Here is a 21,838-nt window from a genome sequence, read left to right on the forward strand (position 1 = left end):
CGCAAACGGCCCTTGTTATCGCGATTCCTTCTACTCCTATTGGATTGAACGCATTGCGTCGATTGATGAGTTGGCAAGACCGGTTGGGAAAATAATGCGATATCTCTCGGTCCTGGCCTCGAACGTCTTTATCAATGTACCGACCGTATTGCTGGTCCTGATGTATTCCCATCTGGGAACGTTTCAGGATTCGGCGAGGTTGGGGACGGCGCTTGCCTACGCGGCACCGCTTTATCTGCTGTTCTCGATGCAGCATGGCGTGGCGATTCTGGCCGGCCGTCGCGCATGGGACGAGGCGACCGCGTTGCGCGCGAAGCTCGCGCCGTTTTACCTGCTGATTGCGGTGGCTGTATCGGTCGTCTATCACGAGTATCTGATTCTCGTGGTCGGTATCTACCGTCTCGGCGACCTGATGTACGAGCCGTATTTCTCCGAGAAAATCAGAACGATGGATTATCGCGGCCTGTTCGCCAGCAGCGGCGGCCGTCTTCTGGTTTTTCTGCTGAGCCTGCTGGCGGTCTTCCTGCTCAAACTGCCGTTGATGCAGGCCGTGATCCTGCTCGCGGCCGCCAACATCGCCATCACGCTCTGGTCGTGCGGCTTTTCCTGGGCGGCGGGCATGCGCACGGCAATCGCCACGCGCTCGGATTTCCTGATGGGCGGCGGCGCGTGCCTGGCCAGCTTGAGCGTCAACGTACCCCGGTATTTTCTCGGTCGCGCGGACGCGGGCGATCTGGCCGCCTATTCGAACATGCTCACCATCGTGATGGCCGCGACGCTGGTGTTCGTCTCGTTCAACAACCTGTATTTCGCGAAATGCGCGCGCGGCGGCGAGGCTGGCGTGTACCGCTTCCTCACGCGCTCGCTCGGTGTCGGCGTGATCGCCGCCGCGTTGCTGTGGATTTTCATCATTCACGACTTCGGTCTCGCGAAGCTGCTGGTGGGGCTCGCGCTCGGTCCACGCTATCTCGCGTATGCCGGACTGGTTTATCTGTTCTGGCTGTTTTACTGGTTGCTGTACGTGCAGAACGTCGCGAATTGCGTGCTGATTTACGCCGGCGCCGGCCGCGTGATCCTGCTGTCGAACATCCTGTTGCTGGCGCTGCTCGCAGGCGGGTTCCTCGCGGTGCTGGGCAATGCCACGGCCTTGTCGGCCGCGGTGGTGGTCAATATCGCCACGGCAATCTTCCTCTTCGTCACGTTGTCGCTGACGTTCGTCCGTTTACGCGGAATGGGTGAGATCCCGAGGGACCGCCTCGCATGACTTTCTATCTGGTGATTTTCTGCGCGCTCTGGGGAATATTCCTCGTTTCCGCGGTTCGCGGGGAGACGATCGCGTCCCTCGAATTCGTGGCGCTTGCGATTTTCGTCGTGGTCGCGGGTCAGCGGTTCGAAACGGGCAACGACTGGCTGATCTATCGCGATCACTATCTCGCGCTACAGCAGTTCGGACTGAGCGGTGGCGACAATCCGCAGTTTCCGGAATTCGAACCCCTGTACGTGCTGAGCGCATGGCTGTCGGGGAAACTGTTCAGCTTCCAGACGTTCCTGTTCATCGTCACGGCGTTCAACGGTCTGGTGTTGTTCCGCTTCGCGCGCTTCTGGGGCGCCAGCTTTGCCGGCGTGGCGGCCGTGTATTACGCGTGGATCTATCTGGCAACCCAGATGGCGACCACGCGTTATTCGCTTGCCATGTCGTTCATCTTCATCGCGCTCATGTGCGTGCTGGAGGGGCGAAAAGTTCTTGCGTACCTGTTGATTCTGCTGGCGACAGGATTTCACTTTTTCTCGCTCGCGTTTCTGCCGATCGTTTTCTTGCTGCATAGAAAGCTCAATCTCCGGCTCGCGATCTTCACGCTGATCGGCGGCTTTCTATGTGTGCATCTCGTCCTGGCGGCGGTCGGTGCCGGCGCACTGGACTGGATGCCGTTTTCCGAGAAGATCGTCTTCTATCTGAGCCAGGCCACGGTGCCGCAGATCAGCATGGGCAGTCTCGGCTATATCGTGCTGAATCTGGCGTTCTTCTTGTGGGTCATGACCTCCGGGGGCGACGGCGATAAGTTGGAACTGGTGCGCTGGAGCGTGTTCTATCTGATCTTCTTTCAGGTGGCCGCCTGGATGCTGCCGGTGTTGTGGAATCGTGTACAGATATTCGTCGTGATCATTCAGGCTTGTGTGCTGTCGAAATATATCGTCGAACGGCAGAACCTCGTGGTTATCTTCGCCGGCGCATTGCTTTCGCTGGCCACCCTGACGAGATCGCTGTCCGACCCGGCGTTTATTTCTTATGTGCCGTACCAGAGTTTCTGGGTCGACAAGGTATTGATGAACGATGCGCGCGCCGACGGCGAGGATCGCTTCTATCAGGCCATCGAGGAGAACCGGGCGAGGTGACGCCAAATCGATTTGCAATGGCGCCGGTTAACCGAGAGATATGAATTTTGATGTAGGCGGATATTAATATGATTAGCGTTTGTATAGCCACATATAATGGCGCCAAATACATTAGGGAACAGCTGGACTCTATTGTGAGTCAGATCGGCGCCGCAGATGAAATCGTGATCTGCGACGATCAGTCCGCCGACGACACGCTGGCCATTGTCGCGGCCTATGACGACCCGCGGATTCGGGCCTATCGCAACGAATCCAATCTGGGGCACGTGCGGAATTTCGAGAAGGCGATGAGTCTTTCCAAAGGGGACTACATTTTCCTGTCCGATCAGGACGATATCTGGATCCCCGGGCGCGTGCAGACCATGATGTCGCGTCTGAATGAAAATCCGTCGATTAATCTGGTGGCCAGCAATTTCGACCTGATCAATGCGCAAGGGCAGGCGATTGGGGAATTCCGGCAACTGGGCGTCGCAAAAACAGCCAGATTGGCGCAAATCGGCTCGATTTTTTTGGGCAAGGCGCCCTATTTCGGCTGTACCTTCCTGATGCGACGTAATCTATTGCGATCGTGCCTGCCCATCCCAAAGGGCATCGAATCGCACGACATCTGGTTTGCGCTGGTGGCGAGTTCGATCGGTACCGTGCTGAATCTGCAAGAACCCACCTTGCTGCATCGCATTCACGGCAGCAATGTCAGCGTGGCAAAGCGGCGTGCATTGCTCGTAGTCCTCCGATCCAGAGCCCGCTTCCTATGGGCGCTCGCGTTGAGGCTAATATCTTTCAAACTTAAATCGGCATAAGGACATCTGGCAATGACTTCGATGAATTTCTTCCGTGGGAAGACCCTGCTCGTCACCGGCGGAACCGGGTCGTTCGGCAATGCCATTCTTCGCCGTTTTCTGGACTCGGACATCGCGGAAATCCGCGTTTTCAGCCGGGACGAGAAAAAGCAGGACGACATGCGTAAGCGCTACGCGAATTCCAAGCTCAAGTTCTACATCGGCGACGTGCGCGACAAGAGCAGCGTGGCGTCGGCCATGCGCGGCGTGGACTACGTGTTCCACGCGGCGGCGCTCAAGCAGGTGCCGTCGTGCGAGTTCTACCCGATGCAGGCGGTGCGGACCAACGTTCTCGGCACGGAAAACGTGCTGGAAGCCGGCATCGAACAGGGCGTCAAACGTATCGTGTGTCTGAGCACCGACAAGGCTGTTTATCCCATCAACGCGATGGGTATCAGCAAGGCCATGATGGAAAAGGTGATGGTCGCCGCGAGCCGTAACCTGGAAGGCACGGACACGGTGATCTGCGGCACGCGCTACGGCAACGTGATGGCCTCGCGCGGCTCGGTGATTCCGCTGTTCGTCGCGCAGGTGCTGGCGGGCAACCCGATCACTGTCACCGATCCGAGCATGACGCGCTTCATGATGACGCTCGCCGATGCGGTCGATCTCGTGCTGTATGGTTTCGAGCACGGCAACAACGGCGACATCTTCGTGCAGAAGGCGCCCGCCGCCACGGTCGAGGTGCTGACACAGGCGATTCTGGAACTGATGGGCAAGCCGGAACACCCGGTGAACGTGATCGGTACGCGTCACGGCGAAAAGCTGTACGAAGCGTTGCTGAGCCGCGAGGAAATGGCGTGTGCCGAAGACATGGGCGACTATTTCCGCGTGCCGCCGGACGGTCGCGATCTGAACTACGCGAAGTTCTTCGAAGAGGGCGAGCAACGCATCACGCAGGGCACGCACGGCGAAGACTACAACTCGCACAACACGAACCGGCTGGACGTCGAGGGCATGAAGAAGCTGTTGCTGAAGCTCGACTTCATGCAGCGTATCGCGCGCGGCGAGCAAGCCGTGGCGGAGGAGTAAGCGATGAAGGTGCTGATTACCGGAGCGAACGGCTTCGTCGGCAAGAATCTGCGTCTGCATCTGGCGGAACGCAAGGATGTCGAACTCACGTGCTTCACGCGCGGCGACGACGTCGCGCGTCTGCCTGAACTGCTGCAGCAGGTGGATTTCGTGTTTCACCTCGCGGGCGTCAATCGCCCGCAGGACCCCCAGGAATTCGTCACGGGTAATCAGGATCTGACCGTGGCGCTGAGCCTTGCGCTGGCCGGCGAGGCTGAGCGCTCGGGGCGTAAGCTGCCGGTGATCTATACCTCGTCCACCCAGGCCGGGCGCGACAATCCGTATGGTCAAAGCAAGCGCGGTGCCGAGTCGGCGCTGCTCGCGCTCGCGCGCAGTCATCAGATTCCCGCGCACGTGTTCCGTTTGCCGAACGTGTTCGGCAAATGGTGCCTGCCGAACTACAACTCGGCCGTGGCGACGTTCTGCCATAACATCGCGCGCGGGCTGCCGATCCAGGTCAACGACCCGAGCGCACAGGTCACGCTGGTGTACGTGGACGACGTCATCGAACGCTTCGTGCAATTGATGGACGGCGCCGATGCAGTCGTCGACGCGGACGGTTTCGCGGTGGTGACGCCGCAGTACACGACCACGGTCGGCGAACTCGCGCGCCAGATCCAGGCGTTCCGCGACAGCCGCGACACGCTGGTCATCGATCGCGTCGGCACCGGCCTCACGCGCGCGCTGTATGCCACCTACGTCAGCTATCTGCCGGTCGAGGCATTCGCCTACACCGTGCCGCAGTACGGCGACCCGCGCGGCGTGTTCGTCGAGATGCTGAAGACTTCGGATTCCGGCCAGTTTTCGTTCTTCACCGCGCACGCGGGCATTACGCGCGGCGGCCATTATCACCACACGAAAACGGAGAAGTTCCTGGTCATCAAAGGCCAGGCGCGTTTCAAGTTCCGCCATATGCAGACCGGCGAAACGCACGAGCTGACGACCTCGGGCGAGAAACCGGAGATCGTGGAGACGGTGCCCGGCTGGACGCACGACATTACCAACATCGGGCAGGACGAAATGATCGTCATGCTGTGGGCGAACGAAATTTTTGACCGGGCGCGACCCGACACTTTCGCCTGCCCGCTCTGAGCCCCTTGCCACCGCAGCCAATTTTTCGACGTCGATGAAAAAACTCAAAGTCATGACCGTGGTCGGTACCCGGCCCGAGATTATTCGTTTGTCGCGGGTGCTGGCGCGCCTGGACGAGCATTGCGATCACGTTCTGGTGCACACCGGCCAGAACTACGACTACGAACTGAACCAGATCTTCTTCGACGACCTGGGCATTCGCAAGCCGGATCACTTCCTCAACGCGGCGGGCGGCGGCGCGGCCGAGACCATCGGCAAGATCATCATCGCGATGGACGACGTGCTGGCCACGGAAAAGCCCGAGGCGCTGCTGGTGCTCGGCGACACGAACAGTTGCCTGTCCGTGATCCCCGCCAAGCGTCGCAAGATTCCGATCTTCCACATGGAAGCCGGCAACCGCTGCTTCGACATGCGCGTGCCCGAGGAAATCAATCGCCGCATCGTCGACCACACGGCGGACATCAACCTGACGTACAGCTCGATCGCGCGCGAATATCTGTTGCGCGAAGGTTTGCCGCCCGACATGGTGATCAAGACCGGCAGCCCGATGGCGGAAGTGCTGGGCCACTACAAGCCGGGTATCGACGCGTCCGGCGTGCTCGATCGCCTCGGTCTCGCGGAAGGGCAATTCTTCGTGGTCAGCGCGCATCGCGAGGAAAACATCGACTCCGACGCCAACTTCGGCAAGCTGGTTCAGGTGCTGAACGCCGTCGCGGAAGGTTATGGTCTGCCGGTTATCGTCTCCACGCATCCGCGCACGCAAAAGCGCGTCGACGCGATGGGCGCGCAGTTCCACGCGAACGTGCGGCTGCTCAAGCCGCTGGGCTTCACCGACTACAACCGGCTCCAGGTGTCCGCGCGCGCGGTGCTGTCCGACAGCGGCACCATCAACGAGGAATCGTCGATCATGAACTTCCCCGCGCTGAATCTGCGCGAGGCGCACGAGCGTCCGGAAGGCATGGAGGAAGCCGCGGTGATGATGGTCGGGCTGGAGGTCGAGCGCGTGCTGCAAGGCCTCGACATTCTCGCCGCGCAACCGCGCGGCAGCGAGCGTCTGTTGCGCCAGGTCGGCGATTACAGCATGCCGAACGTGTCGGACAAAGTGCTGCGCATCATCCACAGCTATACGGATTATGTGAACCGCGTGGTGTGGAAGAAGTACTGAGCGACGGGGGAACGTCTTGCGAATCCTATTTGTGTCGCAGCTTTTCGACCCCGAGAATTCGATCAAGGGGCTGGAGTTCGCGAGGCGGCTGCAAGCCCTGGGTCACGAGGTCGAGGTCGTGACCACGTTCCCGAGCTATCCCGGCGGGAAGGTCTTCGACGGCTACAAGCTGCGCTGGCGGCAGATTGAGAATCTGGACGGCGTGCGCGTCGTGCGCTTGCCCACGTTCATCAGCCATGGCCGTTCGGCGGTCAAGCGCATGCTGAGCTATGCATCGTTCGGCGCGGTGTCGGCCTTTTACGCGCTGTTCGTCGCCAGGAAGCCGGATGTGATCTACGCCTACTACCCGCCGGTGATCGTCGGATTGACGGCCGCACTGGTGCGGACCTTCCGGCGAACGCCGTTCGTCTACGACGTGCAGGATCTGTGGCCCGAAGCGCTGGTCGCGACCGGCATGCTGCGCGAGGGGCGCGTGACTCGCGTGATCGACCGTCTGTGCGGGTTGATCTACCGGAAAGCGTCGCGCACCGTCGTGCTCTCCGATGGCTACCGGCGCGCGCTGGAATCGAAGCGCGTGCCTTCGCAGAAGATCGTGCGGATCTTCAACTGGTGCGACGAAGGCCGCACGAATCCGGAGCGCGGCGCGACCGAGGGAATTTTCGACGCCAGCCGCTTCAACGTGCTCTATGCGGGCAACCTCGGCGCCGCTCAGGCGCTAACGCATGTGATCGATGCGGCGCGTATCGTCCAGGAACACGGCGACACGAAAATCCGCTTCACCTTTCTCGGCGCCGGCGTCGAGGCGGACAAGCTGAAGCGGATGACCGCGGAGTTGGGTCTGAACAACGTCGCGTTCCTGCCGCAGGTGCCGGTGGATCGCGTCAGTGGCATTCTTGCGGCGGCGGACGTGCTGCTGGTGCACCTCGCCGACGCCGAGGTCTTCGAGATCACGATCCCGTCGAAGACCCAGGCGTACATGATGGTGGGCCGTCCGATTCTGATGGCGGTCCGGGGCGAGGCAGCGCGTATCGTGAAGGACGCCGACGCGGGCCTGGTCGTCGAGCCTTGCCAGCCCGAGCAGCTTGCACAGGCCGCGTTGCGGATGTCCGGTCTGCCGCCGGAGCAGTTGGCGGACATGGGGCGGCGGGGGCGCGAGTACTACGTGGCGAAAATGAGTATGGAAAACGGTGTGAAGCAGGTCGATTCCGTGCTCAAGGATATTGTCGAGCGTGTCTAGCTCCATCGAGAGGATAGTTTGAAATGCGTCGTGCGGCAGAAGAGAAGGATTTGCGTCAAGTCGTTGACGTGCATGTGGCGGCATTCCCGGGATTCTTTCTCACTTCGCTCGGTCGTCCGTTTTTGATGGTGATGTATCGGGCCTTTCTGAGCAATCCGGCCAGCGTGTTCGTCGTCGACGAGACGGAAGGAAGCGTGCTGGGGTTCGCGGTGGGCTCGCTGCAAACCGCCGGCGGCGATCGCAGTCTTGCGATCCGGTTTCTGCCGCGCTTCGTGCTGGCGTTGATTCCCGGCGTGCTTCGTCATCCGCTGATCGTGACGAAGAAGATCGTCAGCCAGTTGTTCACGAGCCGCGGACAACCGGACGCGCCGGAGCATTCCGCCGTGCTGCGCAGCATCGGCGTGAGTCCGGACAAGCGCGGCGGCGGACTGGCCAACGAGTTGCTGCGCGAGTTCGAGACGCATGCCCGCGCGAAGGGCGCGCTGTTCGTCGCCCTGACTACCGACAAGGCGGATAACGAACGCGCGATCAGGTTTTATACGAAGAACGGTTACGGTGTCCACGCGGAATTCAGTCAGGACGGCTCGCGCGCGATGCTGCTGATGAAGAAAGACATTCGGGTAGCGTAAAAAATATAGGAGTGTGTGATGGTTGATCCCAAGAAAGACTTTTTGCCGTTTGCTCTTCCCGAAATCGGCGAGGAGGAAATCGCCGAGGTAGTGAACGCGCTGCGTTCCGGCTGGGTGACGACGGGTCCCAAGACGAAGCAGTTCGAAGCCGATTTCGCCGCGTACCTGGGCGGCGGCGTCGAGGCGATCGCGGTCAACTCCGCGACGGCGGGGCTGCATCTGGGGCTGGAGGCGCTGGGCGTGGGGCCTGGCGACGAAGTCATCACGACGACCCATACGTTCACGGCCACCGCCGAGATCATTCGCTATCTCGGCGCCGATCCGGTGTTCGTGGACGTCGATCCGCGCACGCTGTGCATCGACGTGGCGGGTATCGAACGCGCGATCACGCCGCGTACCAAGGCGATCATTCCCGTGCACTTCGCCGGTCGTTCGGCCGACATGCAGGCGCTGCTGGCGCTGGCGAAAAAACACGGCTTGCGGGTGATGGAAGATGCGGCGCACGCGTTGCCGACTACCTGCGGCGGCACGATGATCGGTCAACTCGACAGCGACGTGACCGTGTTCAGCTTCTACGCCAACAAGACGATCACGACCGGCGAAGGCGGCATGCTGGTCACGCGCGATCCCGAACTGGCGAAGCGCGCGAAGGTCATGCGTCTGCACGGTATCAACCGCGACGCGTTCGACCGCTTCACGGCGAAGGCGCCGAGCTGGTACTACGAGATCGTCGCGCCCGGCTTCAAGTACAACATGACGGACATCGCGTCGTCGCTGGGTCTTCACCAGCTGAAGCGCGCGAACGAGTTTCAGGCGAAGCGCGCGCGTATCGCGGCGCTGTACGACGAAGCGCTGGCCGGTCTGCCGATCGTGTTGCCGCCGCATGCGGAAGCGGGCGACATCCATTCGTGGCACCTGTACGTGACGCAACTGGCGGACGGTGCGGGCGTAAGCCGCGATCAGTTCATCGAGCGTCTGTTCGAGCAGGGTATCGGCTGCAGCGTGCACTACATTCCGTTGCATCTGCAACCGTACTGGCGCGACACCTACAAGCTGACGCCGGAGATGTTCCCGAATAGCCAGCGCATCTATGAACGCACGGTCACGCTGCCGCTCTACACGCGCATGACCGACGCGGACGTCGAACGGGTGGTCGCCGCGGTGAAGCAGGCCCTCGGCTGATGACGAAGCGTCTTTTCGATATCGTCGCGAGCGCGGTCGGTCTGCTGCTGCTGTCGCCCGTGCTGCTGGTGCTGGCGCTGCTCATCAAGCTCGAATCGCCGGGGCCCGTGTTCTTTCGTCAGGAGCGGGTGGGGCGATTCGGCAAGCCGTTTCGCATCCACAAGTTCCGTACGATGGTGACGGACGCCGAGCGCAAGGGTCTACAGATCACCGTGGGCTCGGACGCGCGCGTGACGCGCATGGGTGTGCCGCTGCGCAAGTACAAGCTGGACGAACTCGCGCAGCTGATCGACGTGTTCATCGGCAATATGAGCTTCGTGGGGCCGCGGCCGGAAGTGCCGCGCTATGTCGCGTGCTATCCGGCCGATGTGCGCGACATCGTGCTGTCGGTGCGGCCGGGCATTACCGATTGGGCGTCCATCGAGTTCAAGGACGAGAACGAAATTCTCGGCCGGGCCCAGGACCCGCATCAGGCGTACATTGACGAGGTGCTGCCGATCAAACTCGGCTACTACGTCGCGTATGTCAAGGAGCGATCGTTCCTCGGCGACTTGCGCGTCATCTTTGCGACGCTGACGAGTCTGATTCGCTAGGATCGGTGTTGGATGTCAAGCCCGACGCGGGAGGCGATACCCGCGAGAAGGCGGTATCGGGCGCCGGATTGCGTTGCGTCGTTGCAGCGCATCCGGCGTAGCGGTGCGCGGCGAATCCGCGGTGCGCCTTAAACATAATAATTTTCCCCGGCCAGGCCCATCGAGCGATGCCCCGGTCGAAGACATACCCACGCAATGCATCACGGGCATGGAAAGAATCATGAGTATTAAATTCACGCAGCCGCTGTTGAAGATGAAACGGCCTGCGAAGCGCGTGGTTGTGGTGACGCTCGATCTGAGTCTCTCGGTGATCGCCGTGTGGCTGGCTTTTTATCTGCGTCTCGATCAGGCGGGTTGGCCGCAGCAACAGCAGAAGTACGTCTACGTGCTCGCGCCGCTGCTCGCGTTCCCGCTGTTCGTGCGCTTTGGCCTGTATCGGGCGATCTTCCGTTACACGGGCGTTGCGGCCGTGGCCACCATCACCAAGGCCGTTGCCGTCTACTGCGTGTTGCTGTTCGTGGCGCTGCTGCTGTTGAAGTGGGATGGCGTGCCGCGCAGCGTCGGTCTGATCCAGCCGATGCTGTTCCTGCTGCTGGTGGGCGCGAGCCGTGCGCTGGCCAAGTTCACGCTGGCGGGGCGCGCGGCCAGGTCGCGTCCCGAGAAAGGCCGCCTGCTGATCTATGGCGCCGGCGATGCGGGCGTGCAAACCGCGTCGGCGCTGGGGGCGGCGCAGCAGTTCGTGCTGCTGGGCTTCATCGACGAAGACAAGGCGAAGGTCGGGCGTACGGTGAACGGTATCGACATCATGAGCCCGGACGACGTGGCCGATGCCGTCGAACGCATGGACGTGACCGACATCCTGCTGGCGATGCCGTCGCTGGAGCGCGGCCGCCGCAATGCGATCATCGCCCGTCTGCGCGAACTGCCGGTTCACGTGCGAACCTTGCCGAGCATGGCCGATCTCGCGTCGGGCTGGGTGACGGTGCGCGATCTTCAGGAACTCGATGTCGAGGATCTGCTGGGCCGTGCGCCCGTGCAGCCCGACGAGACGCTGGTGGCGCGCAATCTGTCGGGCAAGACCGTGCTCGTGACGGGCGCGGGCGGCAGTATCGGCAGCGAGCTGTGCCGGCAGATCCTGATGGAAAAGCCGCAGCGGCTCGTGCTCGTGGAACACAACGAGTTTGGCCTGTACACGATCCATCGCGAGCTGGAAGCGTTGAATGCCGAGCATCGGCTGAATGTCGGGATCGTGCCGCTGCTCGCGAGCGTGGCCAACCTGGGCCGCTTGCGGGAAATCTGTCAGCTCTACCGGCCGGCGACGATTTATCATGCGGCCGCTTATAAGCATGTGCCGCTGGTCGAGAGCAATCCGTCCGAAGGCATCCTGAATAATGTTTTCGGCACATTCAACATGGCGCGTGCCGCCGTGGAGAGTCAGGTCGAATACTTCGTGCTGGTGTCGACCGACAAGGCCGTGCGCCCCACCAACGTGATGGGCGCCTCGAAGCGCACCGCCGAACTGGTGCTGCAGGCGCTGGCCGCGAGCCAGCAGGTCGATTTCGGCGCGCTCGACGGGCAGCCGGCCGAGCCCGTGCGCAACAACACGGTGTTCGCGATGGTGCGATTCGGCAACGTACTCGGCAGCAGCGGTAGCGTAGTGCCGCTGTTCCGCCGCCAGTTGGCCGCCGGGGGGCCGTTGACGCTCACGCACAAGGACGTCACACGTTACTTCATGACCATTCCGGAGGCGGCGCAACTCGTCCTGCAAGCCGGCGCGATGGCGCGCGGCGGCGAGGTGTTCGTTCTGGACATGGGGCAGTCGGTCCGGATCATGGATCTGGCGAAACGGATGATCCAGTTGTCAGGGCTGTCGATTCGCGACCATCACCATCCGGACGGCGACATCGAAATCAGGATCACGGGGTTACGACCCGGCGAGAAGCTCTACGAGGAGCTGCTGATCGGCGACAACCCGGAGCCCACCGCGCATGCGCGGATCATGAAAGCGCATGAGGACTTTGTCGGGTGGTCGGATCTCGTGCCTGTCTTGCTGCGTATGCGAACGGCGGCGGAGCGCAACGATCAGGTGGCGATCAAGGAACTGCTCTGTCAACAGGTGCATGGCTATGCACCGCAGACCACCGGGTAACGTTGCCACGTGGCAGAAGGGGATCCGGCCGGCGCTGGATGGCCGGATCCGCCTTGTTGCATTGCATTGCGTCTTGCCGGTTCGATTCAGCCGGACCGCCCGTGCGGCGGCCCGGGTGCTGGCGTACTTCATACCGGCTTCGCGTCCGGCTCCCGCCCGCCGCTAGCCGGCTTTTAGCCAGCCTTTATCGGTCTTGAATCAGTTGCTAGCCGCGCCGGAACATGTCGCGCGCGGCGAACGCCACCCCGGCCAACAATCCAAGCACCGCACCCGCGGCGATCATCAGCAGCATGCCTGGCGTGCTGGGCCGCTTCGGCACATACGGCGGTTCGACCACCCGCGTGGGATACGTGAGCATGGGGCTGGTGGCCTGCTGCAGCAGCGCGGTCTGCTTGCGCAGATCGAGAATCTGCGTGTTGATCAGCGTCGCCATGTTGGTGACGAGCACGTCGCGCGAATTGTTGTTCGCCGCATCGCCACGCGCCGCCGACGAACGGATCGTGTCATACGTACGACTATAGTTTCCTTCGGCATCGGTCAGCGCGCTCGACTCGCGCGCGAGCTCGCTCTTCATGTTCGCCGCGGCGGGATCGAACGTTCGCCGGTGAATCGCCGATATCGCGTTGAACGCCGCCATCAGCGCGGCCGAAGCCTGCGCCTGCGAGTAAGCGGACACTTGCAGATTGATCAGGTCGGGACTTCGCGCGGCCGAAATCAGCATCGAGTTGAACACCAGGCTGGCGCTACGGTCGCCGCTGTCGGGTGCCGGCAAGCCCAGATTGTTCAGGATACCCATGCGAAAACCGGGTAGGTTGTAACGCGTGGTGGCGACCGACTGGCTCTCGACCTGCCGGCTCGTGATGCCGCCGTTTTCCGGTGTGGATATCTGGCCGATCTGGACCGTCATGCGGCCGACCCAGCGAGGTTGAGTGAAGTGCGAAACCACCGCACCTGCTAAAGCGCCGACGATACAAGTCAGGACGACGAGCTTTCCCGATTTCGCAATTCTGCGAACAACGAAAGCACTCGAGCGGGTCGACACGTTAGAAGTTTGATGCATATAGGCGGGGACGTCGCGAGACGTTTTTAATGGACATGTCGCGTTGGATTGTAACGCGATTCACACGTCTGACCAGCCTGTCCTGGCTGTGCTGGTTTTACCGGTTGCTTGCCGAAAAACCCTTGAAATTCGGTCGATTTGACGCGGTGACGCGATACGGATCGCGCGGTTTGACAATTGCCGGCGCGCGTTCCTCACGCAATGCTTACGGTCCGGACCACTCGACTGGCATGCCGCGATATGGGCGGGCATAATGCCTGTCTAAGGGTGTCGCCGTGCGGTGCGCAATGCATGCGCCGAACGTTGCGGGCCATGCTCGCGGGCACCGCTTTCAATCCACCGGTTCCTGACAAAAGAGGTGTGACGCCGATGTTTCGACACAAAACCTCATGGCAGTCGTTCGCCGTTTTTCTGTTTGATCTGTGCGCGGTCGTGGCCACCTGGGTCGCGGCTTATCTGGTCCGCTTCAATGTAGCAATCCCTGGCAATTACATGCATGGGGCGTTGGTCTCGCTGATCTGGGTGCTGCCGTCCTATGGTCTGCTGTTTCGCGTGTTCGGGCTGTATCGCGGCATGTGGGTATTCGCGAGCCTGCCTGACTTGATGCGTATCGCGAAGGCGGTCGCCGCCGGCGCGCTCGTCACCACCGTCGCTTCGGTGATGGTGCAGCCCACGCCCTCGGTGCCGCGCTCGGTGCTGATCGTCGCGCCGCTGCTGCTGTTCCTGGCAATGGGGGGCGCCCGCGCGCTCTACCGCGCGGCCAAGGAGTTTTACATTTACGGCGCGCTCATCACGCAGGGCAAGCCCGTGATCGTGCTGGGCGCCGGTAGCGCGGGCGCGAGCCTCGCCCGCGAACTGTCGCGTTCGCCCGAATGGCGGCTCGTCGGTCTGCTCGATGACGACGTCGCGAAACACGGCCGTGAAATCTATGGTTACAAAGTTCTCGGTCCGATCAGCGATTTGCCGCGTTGGGCGGAAAAGCTGAACGTGGAACACGCGATCATCGCGGTGCCGTCGGCTTCGGTCGAAACGCGTCGCCGTATCGCGACGATCTGCGTGCGCGCGGGCGCCCGTGCGATGGCACTGCCCGCGCTGGCCGCGTTGACGCAAGGGCAGGCGTTTCTTTCTCTGGTCCGCAAGGTCGATGTCGAGGATCTGCTTGGCCGCGAAGCCGTGAAGATCGACATGCCGCACGTGGAAGCGCTGCTGCATGGCCGCGTCGTGATGGTGACGGGCGCCGGCGGCTCGATCGGCTCCGAGCTGTGCCGGCAGATTCAGCGCTTCGCCCCCGCGCAACTGGTCGCGTACGACCTGTCCGAATTCGCGATGTACCGGCTGACCGAAGAATTGCGCGACCGCTTTCCAGACCTGTCGGTGATTCCGATCGTCGGGGATGCCAAGGATTCGCTGCTGCTCGATCAGGTGATGGCGCGCTACACGCCGCATATCGTCTTCCACGCAGCCGCCTACAAGCATGTGCCGTTGATGGAAGAGCTGAACGCGTGGCAGGCGGTGCGCAACAACGTGCTCGGCACGTATCGCGTGGCGCGCGCGGCGATTCGCCATAACGTCAAACACTTCGTGCTGGTGTCCACCGACAAGGCGGTGAACCCGACCAACGTGATGGGTGCGAGCAAGCGGCTCGCCGAAATGGCCTGTCAGGCGTTGCAGCAGACCAGCCAGCACACGCAGTTCGAAACCGTCCGTTTCGGCAACGTGCTGGGCAGCGCGGGGAGCGTGATTCCGAAGTTCGAGGAGCAGATTGCCCGAGGCGGCCCGATCACGGTCACCCACCCGGAGATCACACGCTTCTTCATGACGATTCCCGAAGCGTCGCAACTCGTGCTGCAGGCCTCCAGCATGGGGCGGGGCGGCGAGATTTTCATTCTGGACATGGGCGAGCCGGTGCGCATCACCGACCTCGCGCGCGATCTGATTCGTCTGCATGGCTATACCGAGGAACAGATCCGCATCGTTTTCAGCGGTTTGCGGCCGGGCGAGAAGCTTTACGAGGAACTGCTGGCCGACGACGAGACCACCACGCGCACGCCGCACCCCAAGCTGCGTATCGCACGTGCTCGCGAGGCGCCGGACAACCTGCTCGACGAGCTGCTGCCGTGGCTGATGCAGCGCCGCGTGCTCGCCGACGACGAAGTGCGCCGCGATCTACGCCGCTGGGTACCGGAGTATCAAACCACCATGAAGCCTGTGCTGCAAAGCATGCCGACGGCACGGCCGGCCGTTGTCGCAACGGAATCGCAACGGCCGCAGGTCAAGGGTGTTCAGCCGTGAGTGGGGACGCCCCTCGGTGCTCGCGAGGGGCTTGATGCGTGTGTAACGCAGGTTGTGCGATGCGTCTCGCCTCGTGTCGGATCGAGCGCCTGAGGTGTGTCAGGCGCCCGCGTCAATCGACCCTCAACGAACGGTGAAACGGTAATTTCCCGATCCGGCTTCGTAGACCGCGAAGCCGGGCTCGTTGCGGACAAACCGTGCGCCGTCGCCCTGCACCTTGCCACCTGTATTCGCCACCCAGATTTCCGCGCTCGTATTCACGGGCACACCCACATCGAGTTCGGACTTTCCGCCCGTGTCGTTCCAGCGCACCGTAATCGGGCCGTAGCCGGATTCGTAGCGGGCGTCGACCGCATGCACGTCGCCGCCCGCAACGGGCTTGACGACGAACCTCTGGAAGCCCGGCGCGGCCGCGCGGATACCGGCGACGTTCTGATACATCCATTCGCCGACCGAACCGTACGCGTAGTGGTTGAACGAGTTCATCGTCTTGCTCTGGAAACTGCCGTCCGGCCGGATACCGTCCCAACGTTCCCACATGGTCGTCGCGCCCTTGCCGATCTGATAGCCCCAGGACGGGAAGGTCGTCTGAAGCAGAAGGCGATAGGCGACGTCCGTATGACCAGTTTCCGATAGCGCGGGCAGCAGGCGAGGCGTGCCGAGAAAGCCGGTACTCAGGTGCCAGTTCTTGTTCTTGATCAGTTCGACCAGCCGGTCCGCGGCGGGCTTGCGCAAATCCGCCGGCACGAGGTCCATGCCCAGCGCGAGCACGTAGGCGGTTTGCGTGTCGGCCTTCAACCGCCCGTTCGGCAGCACGTAGGCACGGGCGAACGCGCGGCGGATGTTCTCGAAAAGTTCGTCGTAGCGGCGAGGATCTTTCTTCAGGACGCGCGCGGCCCTGGCGAGCGTGTGTGCGCTGTCGGCGAAGAAGGCGGTCGCGATCAGGTCCTTCGGCGTTTCGTCGTCGACGTTCAGCCAGTCGCCGTAGCCGGTGTCCGGGCGAAGGTAGTCCTTGCTGTCCTTCGCGAGGTACGCAACCCAGCGCTCCATCGCCGCGAAGTTGTCCTCCAGGATGCGCGGGTCGCCGTAACGCTGATACAGGGTCCACGGCACGGAGACGCCCGCATCGCCCCAGCCGGCGTTCGCGGTACCGATGCCCTGGATCGTCGGCGCGACGTCGGCGAACGCGCCCGCCGGCGATTGCGTGTCGCGCAGATCCGTCAGCCATTTACCGAGGAAGGACAGCGTGCGCATGTTGTAGGCCGCCGTGCCCGCGAACGCGCCGATGTCGCCGGTCCAGCCGAGACGCTCGTCGCGCGCGGGGGTGTCCATCGGCACCGACAGGAAGTCGCCGCGCTGGCTCCACAGAATGTTGTGCTGCAACTGGTTGAGCATCGGCACGTTGGTCGAGAACGACATGGTCGACGGCATATCGGTCGTCAGCACCCGGCCGACGATATCCGGCTGCGACGTCGCGCCGCTCACTTCGACATAGCGGAAACCATGGAACGTGAAGGCGGGCTCGTAGTTCTCGACGCCTTTGCCGCTCATGGTGTATTGATCCGTCGCCTTCGCGGTGCGGAGGTTGTCGGTGTACAGGGTGCCGTCCGGGTTCAGGACTTCGGCGTACCGCAGCGTGAGCACCTGGCCGGCGTTTCCCTGGGTGCTCATCCTCACCACGCCCACCATGTTCTGGCCCATGTCGTAGATGTACGTGCCGGCCTTGGTCTGCGTGACCTTCACCGGCTTGATCTCGCGCTCCACGCGAATCGGCGGGTCCGCCTGCGCCACCATTGCCGCTTTCGTCGCCGGGCCGACCAGCACCGGCTTCCAGTCCTTATCGTCGTAATTGGGCAGCTTCCAGCCCGGCGTTTCCAGCCTCGCGTCGTACTCGTCGCCCATGATCAGGTCGGTGCTGATCATCGGGCCGAGCGCGCTTTTCCAGCTGCCGTCCGTGGCGATCTGTTCGCTGCTGCCGTCGGTGTAGAGCAGTTCGAGCTGCGCGCGCAGATACGGCAACTGGCCGTACTGGTTCGGGCCGAGCGAACCGATGTTGCCGGCATACCAGCCCGGACCCAGATCGACGGCGATCGCATTGCGCCCGGTGCGGACCAGGTTGGTCACGTCGTAGGTCTGGTACTGGACGCGTTTGTCGTAGTCGGTCCAGCCTGGCGCGAGATAGTCGGCACCGGCGGGCTGGCCGTTGATTTCCGCCCGATACGTGCCGAGTGCCGTGATGTAGAGGCGCGCGCTCTTCACGGTTTTTTTCGCGTCGAATTCCCGGCGCAATTGAGAGGTCAGTCCGTCGCGTTCACGTGTCCCGCTGATTTCCCATTTGGTCTTGCGGTCGCCCTGGATTTCCTTCTTGTTGACATACGCTTTGCCGTACGCGTATTTGCAATCCGGGAACGTGTACCACCCTACCTTGCCGGAGACGTCGGACTGTTCGAAGTAGTACTTGCCCGCCGGTAGCGGCTTGTCGAGTTTCAACGTTGCCCAATGATTGTCGGGATGGTTCTCGATGCGCTGTCTGGCCAGCAGTTTGCCGCCCGGCCCATTTGCGTACAGCGAGAGGGTGAAGCTGGAATTCGTGGTCGTGAAGGTCGGCACTTCCGCGCTGACGGACACGATGGCGTGATCGGTGGTGAAGCTCTGTCCTTGCGCGTCGCCCGGCTTGAGTTGTGCCGTGATCGCGGGGATCTGCCATTTGATCAGGTCCGGTGGCAAGGGTACGCTGCCGTTACGGCCAATCCATTTAGCCTGCTGCCAGTCGGTATTTTTCAACAGGCCCATTTCCCACCAGGCGGGTTTGCTCCACGCGGACGGCTGACCTTGTGCGTCCCAGATACGGACCGACCAGAAATAGCGCGCGCGCGAGCGCAGCGGTGCACCTTTGTACGGCACGAATTGCGATTGATCCTCGGTGACCTTGCCGCTGTCCCAGAGGTCTGGTTTCTCGAGTTTCTCCGGGCTCGACGCCACGCGAATCTGATAAGCGGTCTGCTTCTGATCGCGCTGATCCGCGGCGATCACCCAGCTAAAGGTCGGCGTGGCGGCGTCGATGCCGAGCGGCGTCGGCGCGTTTGCGATCGACACGCTCTTGATGCTCGCGCTCTCGGCGGCGCTGGCGGATGTTGCCGTGTAACACCACAGCGTGACTGCGGAAGCGAGGGCTGAAACGAGTCGTTGATTTTTCATGTGGCTGGATTGTGATCCCGGCTTTCCGCCGGGGCGCCGAAGCAGCTTCGAAGAGGTCCGACATGGTAGCAGGAGATGCTTTGGACGGAAGCTGACCAAGCGTCCGGCGCGGGCCGGGTCGGTCGCCGCAGCCGCAGCCGCAGCCGCTTCAAGTGTTCGAAGCGCATTGAATGCGTTGCAGGACGGGAGACGGCGTTCGTCGTCTGCCGCCCGCCAACTTGCCGGCGGCAGGTGAAATTCACGCCGCCGCGAGCCGGCTCAAGTGCCGTTGCCGGTCTTGTCGGCGTAGGTCGCGAGTGCCGCGAGGATGGCGACCATGGTTGCGTAGAAAGCGACGGTGAGCTTGAGGTCGAAGGTTTCGACCGTCAGCCCGAAGATCCAGAAGCCAACCACGAAAGTCAGCCCCATCAGCGCGGCACGGCCGGCCGGCGCCGTCGGCGTATTCAGCCGTTTCCAGAAGATCACGCCGGGCACCACATAGATGGCGAGCAGCGCCAGGCCGCCGATCAGGCCGTAATCCGTCAGATACGCCAGCATCTGGTTGTGCGTCTCGCCTTCGCCCGTTTGCGCGGCGACAGGCGTCAACACGCCTGACGCCGAAAAGGACGGCATGCTGTCACGGAAACCGTGAGCGCCGAGGCCGAAGACAGGGTGAGCCTCGATGATCTTCACGGCGGCTTCGTACAGTTGAAGGCGAATGCCGAGCGACGTATCGCGTTGCCCCTGTTCGTAGTGCAATAAGTCTGACGATATATCGGTGACGCGGTCGCGCGCCGTATGCGAAAAGGTGAAAACGCCAACGACGATCGCCAGCATGGCGATCGGCAGCACCAGCTTCCAGCGCCGCGATTTGCCGCGGCCGCGCACGTACAGGATCAGCACGGCCACCACCGGCACCGCGATCCAGCCGCCGCGCGAACCGGTCAAGACCGACGCGGCGAGCCCGGCGACCAGCCCGGCGATCTTGATGACGCGTACCGGCAGATTGTCCTTGCGCCACCAGTTCAGCGACAGGATGGACAGCGCGCCGAGCACCAGCGCGATGTCGCCGTAGTGAATCGGATTCAGAAAGCGGCTGCTGAGCCGGTCGATGCCGGAAACTTTCGGTGCAACGAGCAGCACGGCGAGCGACACCACCGCGCCCAGCGCGAACGACAGATCGGCCCACGCGAGCGTGCGCGGCGAGGTGCGGCGCAACACCAGAAAAAGCGGCGCCGCGGCGAGAAAACGCGACGGCGAATCGAGGGTATTGGATATCACGCTGAGGTGCCGCAGTTCGCTGACCAGCGTGGCCGCGAGCGGGCACGCCATGGCGATGCAGATCCGCGTATCCGCGCTGTCCCAGCGTAACGGCGCGAAGCCGGTCCACATGCGCGGGCCGAACAGCAGCGCGAGCGAAATCACCGCCGCCGCAATGGACAGCGCGCTGGCGCCGCCATGCAGCAACAGGGTGGCCGCGGGATACGTGAGCAGGAAAAACGCTGGCAACAGGCTGCGGAGGCTGACGCTCAGGCGAGAAGGAGTAGCGGGCGTCGACATCTCTTGTTTGACTTGAGGCGGCCGTCAAGACGGCGAAATACACGATGCGGGCCGTCGCGGCGGCCCAATCTGCGGTATCTGCGAGGGCGCCATTGTACCTTTTTCACAAACCGCCGAACCGCTTGTGCGGGAGCGTCGAACAACTTCGCAACGCTTTCCAGCGGGCACGCTGACGGTGCGCTTTCGATCACCTCACACTTACCGTTTAGCCCGCCTCACCACCATCCACCGCGGCGACTTGAACCGCACAATACTCACATACAGCCACACGTAAGTCGCCGCGAACACCATCACAAAACAGAACAGGTGCAGCGTGTGCCGCCAGAACAGCGTGGCCGGCACGACCGCGATCAGACACAGCAGCCACAGATAAGGCGAGGTCAGCGAATTGCGCCGCGTCAGCTCGTGCGCGGTACGTGCGCCGACCGCCCAGCGCATCAGCCGCTTGTACACCAGCATGTGCAGATGCACGCCATCGGGCATGCCGGGCGACATGCCGCGGATGAATTTCTTGCGGTAGATCGAGAAGCAGGTCTCGAAGATCGGGTACATGAACAGCAGCACGGGGTACCACGCGGACACGTCGCGGTTGCGCATGACCAGCAGGATCGAGGTTTCCGCCAGCATGAAACCGACGAAGTACGCGCCGCCGTCGCCGAGAAAGATCAGCCCCGCCGGGAAATTCCAGATGAAGAAGCCAAGTACCGCGCCCATCATCATCAACGAGGTAGAGAGCACCACCGCGTCGTGCACCTGAAACGCCACGTAGGCGAGCGACGCGAACATCATGAACGCGACCATCGACGCCAGGCCGTTGAAGCCGTCGATGATATTCACCGCGTTGGCGAGCGCGGCGACCGCGAGCACCGTCACCGCGCAGGAAATCACCGCATACGACAGCAGGAAATCGAGCGGCGGCACGCTGATGCGCGTGACGGCGATATCCAGCAGGAAATACGCGAGCGCGGCGGCGCCCATCGTGCAGACGAGGCGCGCTAGCGGCGACACCTTCTTGGTCAGATCCTCGACGAGACCCGAGCCGAAGGCCGGCATGCCGCACGCGATCAAACCGAGAATGCCGCCCGACACCACCGGATACGCGTAGTGCAACTGCGCGGCGGACACGGTCAGCCCAAGCAGAATCCCCACGCCGCCGATGCGCGGCACCGGCCGCGCGTGAAATTTCTGCACGCCGGCCAGATCGGTATCGGTGGAGAATTTTTCATGCAGATGCGCATAGCGCACGATCAACAGCGTGATCAGCAGTGAGACGAGAAAGCCGAGCGCAAAACTAAGCATGAAAGTGGGCCTGAGCGAAGACGCGGAATTATACAAACGAAATACGACCGTCCCGCCAGGCGCGACGGTCGCGCAAACCGCGAGAAATCCCGGATAGTG

16 protein-coding genes are annotated in these 21,838 nt (G+C 62.4%); 12 read left to right on the top strand and 4 right to left on the bottom strand.

The window, feature by feature from the left end:
- Positions 1–160: 160 nt before the first annotated feature.
- The 11 genes from LFL96_RS03650 to LFL96_RS03700 all read left to right on the top strand — a co-directional run bounded on the left by LFL96_RS03650 (position 161) and on the right by LFL96_RS03700 (position 12,351).
- Complete coding sequence (locus LFL96_RS03650) at positions 161–1,264, top strand: hypothetical protein (RefSeq protein WP_280998145.1); 1,104 nt, start codon at positions 161–163, stop codon at positions 1,262–1,264.
- The gene (locus LFL96_RS03655) at positions 1,261–2,394 is read left to right on the top strand and encodes an EpsG family protein (RefSeq protein WP_280998147.1); all 1,134 of its coding nucleotides are present in this window, start codon (positions 1,261–1,263) and stop codon (positions 2,392–2,394) included. Before LFL96_RS03650 ends, LFL96_RS03655 begins: the two co-directional genes overlap by 4 nt.
- Positions 2,395–2,462: 68 nt before the next feature.
- Positions 2,463–3,194: a glycosyltransferase family 2 protein gene (locus LFL96_RS03660; protein WP_280998149.1), complete on the top strand. Its 732-nt coding sequence runs from the start codon at positions 2,463–2,465 to the stop codon at positions 3,192–3,194.
- 12 nt (positions 3,195–3,206) lie between these two features.
- Entirely contained in the window at positions 3,207–4,265 is a 1,059-nt protein-coding gene (locus LFL96_RS03665; protein WP_280998151.1) for a polysaccharide biosynthesis protein, read from the top strand.
- A gap of 3 nt (positions 4,266–4,268) precedes the next feature.
- The gene (locus LFL96_RS03670) at positions 4,269–5,396 is read left to right on the top strand and encodes a capsular polysaccharide biosynthesis protein CapF (RefSeq protein ID WP_280998153.1); all 1,128 of its coding nucleotides are present in this window, start codon (positions 4,269–4,271) and stop codon (positions 5,394–5,396) included.
- Positions 5,397–5,430: 34 nt separating this feature from the next.
- Positions 5,431–6,561: a UDP-N-acetylglucosamine 2-epimerase (non-hydrolyzing) gene (wecB, locus tag LFL96_RS03675; RefSeq protein ID WP_280998155.1), complete on the top strand. Its 1,131-nt coding sequence runs from the start codon at positions 5,431–5,433 to the stop codon at positions 6,559–6,561.
- A 16-nt stretch (positions 6,562–6,577) separates the two neighbouring features.
- A complete protein-coding gene (locus tag LFL96_RS03680; RefSeq protein WP_280998157.1) occupies positions 6,578–7,798 on the top strand; it encodes a glycosyltransferase family 4 protein in 1,221 nt (406 codons plus the stop codon).
- Between the two features lie 50 nt (positions 7,799–7,848).
- Positions 7,849–8,427, top strand: a complete 579-nt coding sequence (locus LFL96_RS03685) for a GNAT family N-acetyltransferase (RefSeq protein ID WP_280998159.1) — start codon at positions 7,849–7,851, stop codon at positions 8,425–8,427.
- Positions 8,428–8,445: 18 nt separating this feature from the next.
- The gene (locus LFL96_RS03690; RefSeq protein WP_280998161.1) at positions 8,446–9,609 is read left to right on the top strand and encodes a DegT/DnrJ/EryC1/StrS family aminotransferase; all 1,164 of its coding nucleotides are present in this window, start codon (positions 8,446–8,448) and stop codon (positions 9,607–9,609) included.
- Positions 9,609–10,202 carry a sugar transferase gene (locus tag LFL96_RS03695; RefSeq protein ID WP_280998163.1) on the top strand — a complete coding sequence of 198 codons (594 nt, stop codon included), beginning with the start codon at positions 9,609–9,611 and terminating at the stop codon, positions 10,200–10,202. Before LFL96_RS03690 ends, LFL96_RS03695 begins: the two co-directional genes overlap by 1 nt.
- Positions 10,203–10,422: 220 nt before the next feature.
- Positions 10,423–12,351 carry a nucleoside-diphosphate sugar epimerase/dehydratase gene (locus LFL96_RS03700; protein WP_280998165.1) on the top strand — a complete coding sequence of 643 codons (1,929 nt, stop codon included), beginning with the start codon at positions 10,423–10,425 and terminating at the stop codon, positions 12,349–12,351.
- A gap of 205 nt (positions 12,352–12,556) precedes the next feature.
- On the opposite strand, the gene LFL96_RS03705 is transcribed toward LFL96_RS03700, so the two are convergent.
- Positions 12,557–13,258: a hypothetical protein gene (locus LFL96_RS03705; RefSeq protein WP_280998167.1), complete on the bottom strand. Its 702-nt coding sequence runs from the start codon at positions 13,256–13,258 to the stop codon at positions 12,557–12,559.
- 522 nt (positions 13,259–13,780) lie between these two features.
- Between LFL96_RS03705 and LFL96_RS03710 the strand changes: the two genes are divergently transcribed.
- Positions 13,781–15,703, top strand: coding sequence for a nucleoside-diphosphate sugar epimerase/dehydratase (locus tag LFL96_RS03710; protein WP_280998169.1), 1,923 nt, complete (start codon positions 13,781–13,783; stop codon positions 15,701–15,703).
- 123 nt (positions 15,704–15,826) lie between these two features.
- On the opposite strand, the gene LFL96_RS03715 is transcribed toward LFL96_RS03710, so the two are convergent.
- From LFL96_RS03715 to LFL96_RS03725, 3 genes are all read right to left on the bottom strand, one after another.
- The gene (locus tag LFL96_RS03715) at positions 15,827–18,901 is read right to left on the bottom strand and encodes an alpha-L-rhamnosidase (RefSeq protein WP_280998171.1); all 3,075 of its coding nucleotides are present in this window, start codon (positions 18,899–18,901) and stop codon (positions 15,827–15,829) included.
- A 258-nt stretch (positions 18,902–19,159) separates the two neighbouring features.
- Positions 19,160–20,389 carry an O-antigen ligase gene (locus LFL96_RS03720; protein WP_280998173.1) on the bottom strand — a complete coding sequence of 410 codons (1,230 nt, stop codon included), beginning with the start codon at positions 20,387–20,389 and terminating at the stop codon, positions 19,160–19,162.
- A gap of 249 nt (positions 20,390–20,638) precedes the next feature.
- A complete protein-coding gene (locus tag LFL96_RS03725) occupies positions 20,639–21,739 on the bottom strand; it encodes a glycosyltransferase (RefSeq protein WP_280998175.1) in 1,101 nt (366 codons plus the stop codon).
- Positions 21,740–21,838: the final 99 nt, after the last annotated feature.

Origin of the sequence: Paraburkholderia sp. D15, assembly GCF_029910215.1 — a bacterium.
Lineage (GTDB): Bacteria > Pseudomonadota > Gammaproteobacteria > Burkholderiales > Burkholderiaceae > Paraburkholderia.

Bases quoted from the DNA above. Each gene is read 5' to 3' on its own strand.
- LFL96_RS03650 (WP_280998145.1), top strand. From the start codon at position 161: ATGTATTCCCATCTGGGAACGTTTCAGGATTCGGCGAGGTTGGGGACG.
- LFL96_RS03655 (WP_280998147.1), top strand. From the start codon at position 1,261: ATGACTTTCTATCTGGTGATTTTCTGCGCGCTCTGGGGAATATTCCTC.
- LFL96_RS03660 (WP_280998149.1), top strand. From the start codon at position 2,463: ATGATTAGCGTTTGTATAGCCACATATAATGGCGCCAAATACATTAGG.
- LFL96_RS03665 (WP_280998151.1), top strand. From the start codon at position 3,207: ATGACTTCGATGAATTTCTTCCGTGGGAAGACCCTGCTCGTCACCGGC.
- LFL96_RS03670 (WP_280998153.1), top strand. From the start codon at position 4,269: ATGAAGGTGCTGATTACCGGAGCGAACGGCTTCGTCGGCAAGAATCTG.
- wecB (WP_280998155.1), top strand. From the start codon at position 5,431: ATGAAAAAACTCAAAGTCATGACCGTGGTCGGTACCCGGCCCGAGATT.
- LFL96_RS03690 (WP_280998161.1), top strand. From the start codon at position 8,446: ATGGTTGATCCCAAGAAAGACTTTTTGCCGTTTGCTCTTCCCGAAATC.
- LFL96_RS03695 (WP_280998163.1), top strand. From the start codon at position 9,609: ATGACGAAGCGTCTTTTCGATATCGTCGCGAGCGCGGTCGGTCTGCTG.
- LFL96_RS03700 (WP_280998165.1), top strand. From the start codon at position 10,423: ATGAGTATTAAATTCACGCAGCCGCTGTTGAAGATGAAACGGCCTGCG.
- LFL96_RS03705 (WP_280998167.1), bottom strand. From the start codon at position 13,258: ATGACGGTCCAGATCGGCCAGATATCCACACCGGAAAACGGCGGCATC.
- LFL96_RS03710 (WP_280998169.1), top strand. From the start codon at position 13,781: ATGTTTCGACACAAAACCTCATGGCAGTCGTTCGCCGTTTTTCTGTTT.
- LFL96_RS03715 (WP_280998171.1), bottom strand. From the start codon at position 18,901: ATGAAAAATCAACGACTCGTTTCAGCCCTCGCTTCCGCAGTCACGCTG.
- LFL96_RS03725 (WP_280998175.1), bottom strand. From the start codon at position 21,739: ATGCTTAGTTTTGCGCTCGGCTTTCTCGTCTCACTGCTGATCACGCTG.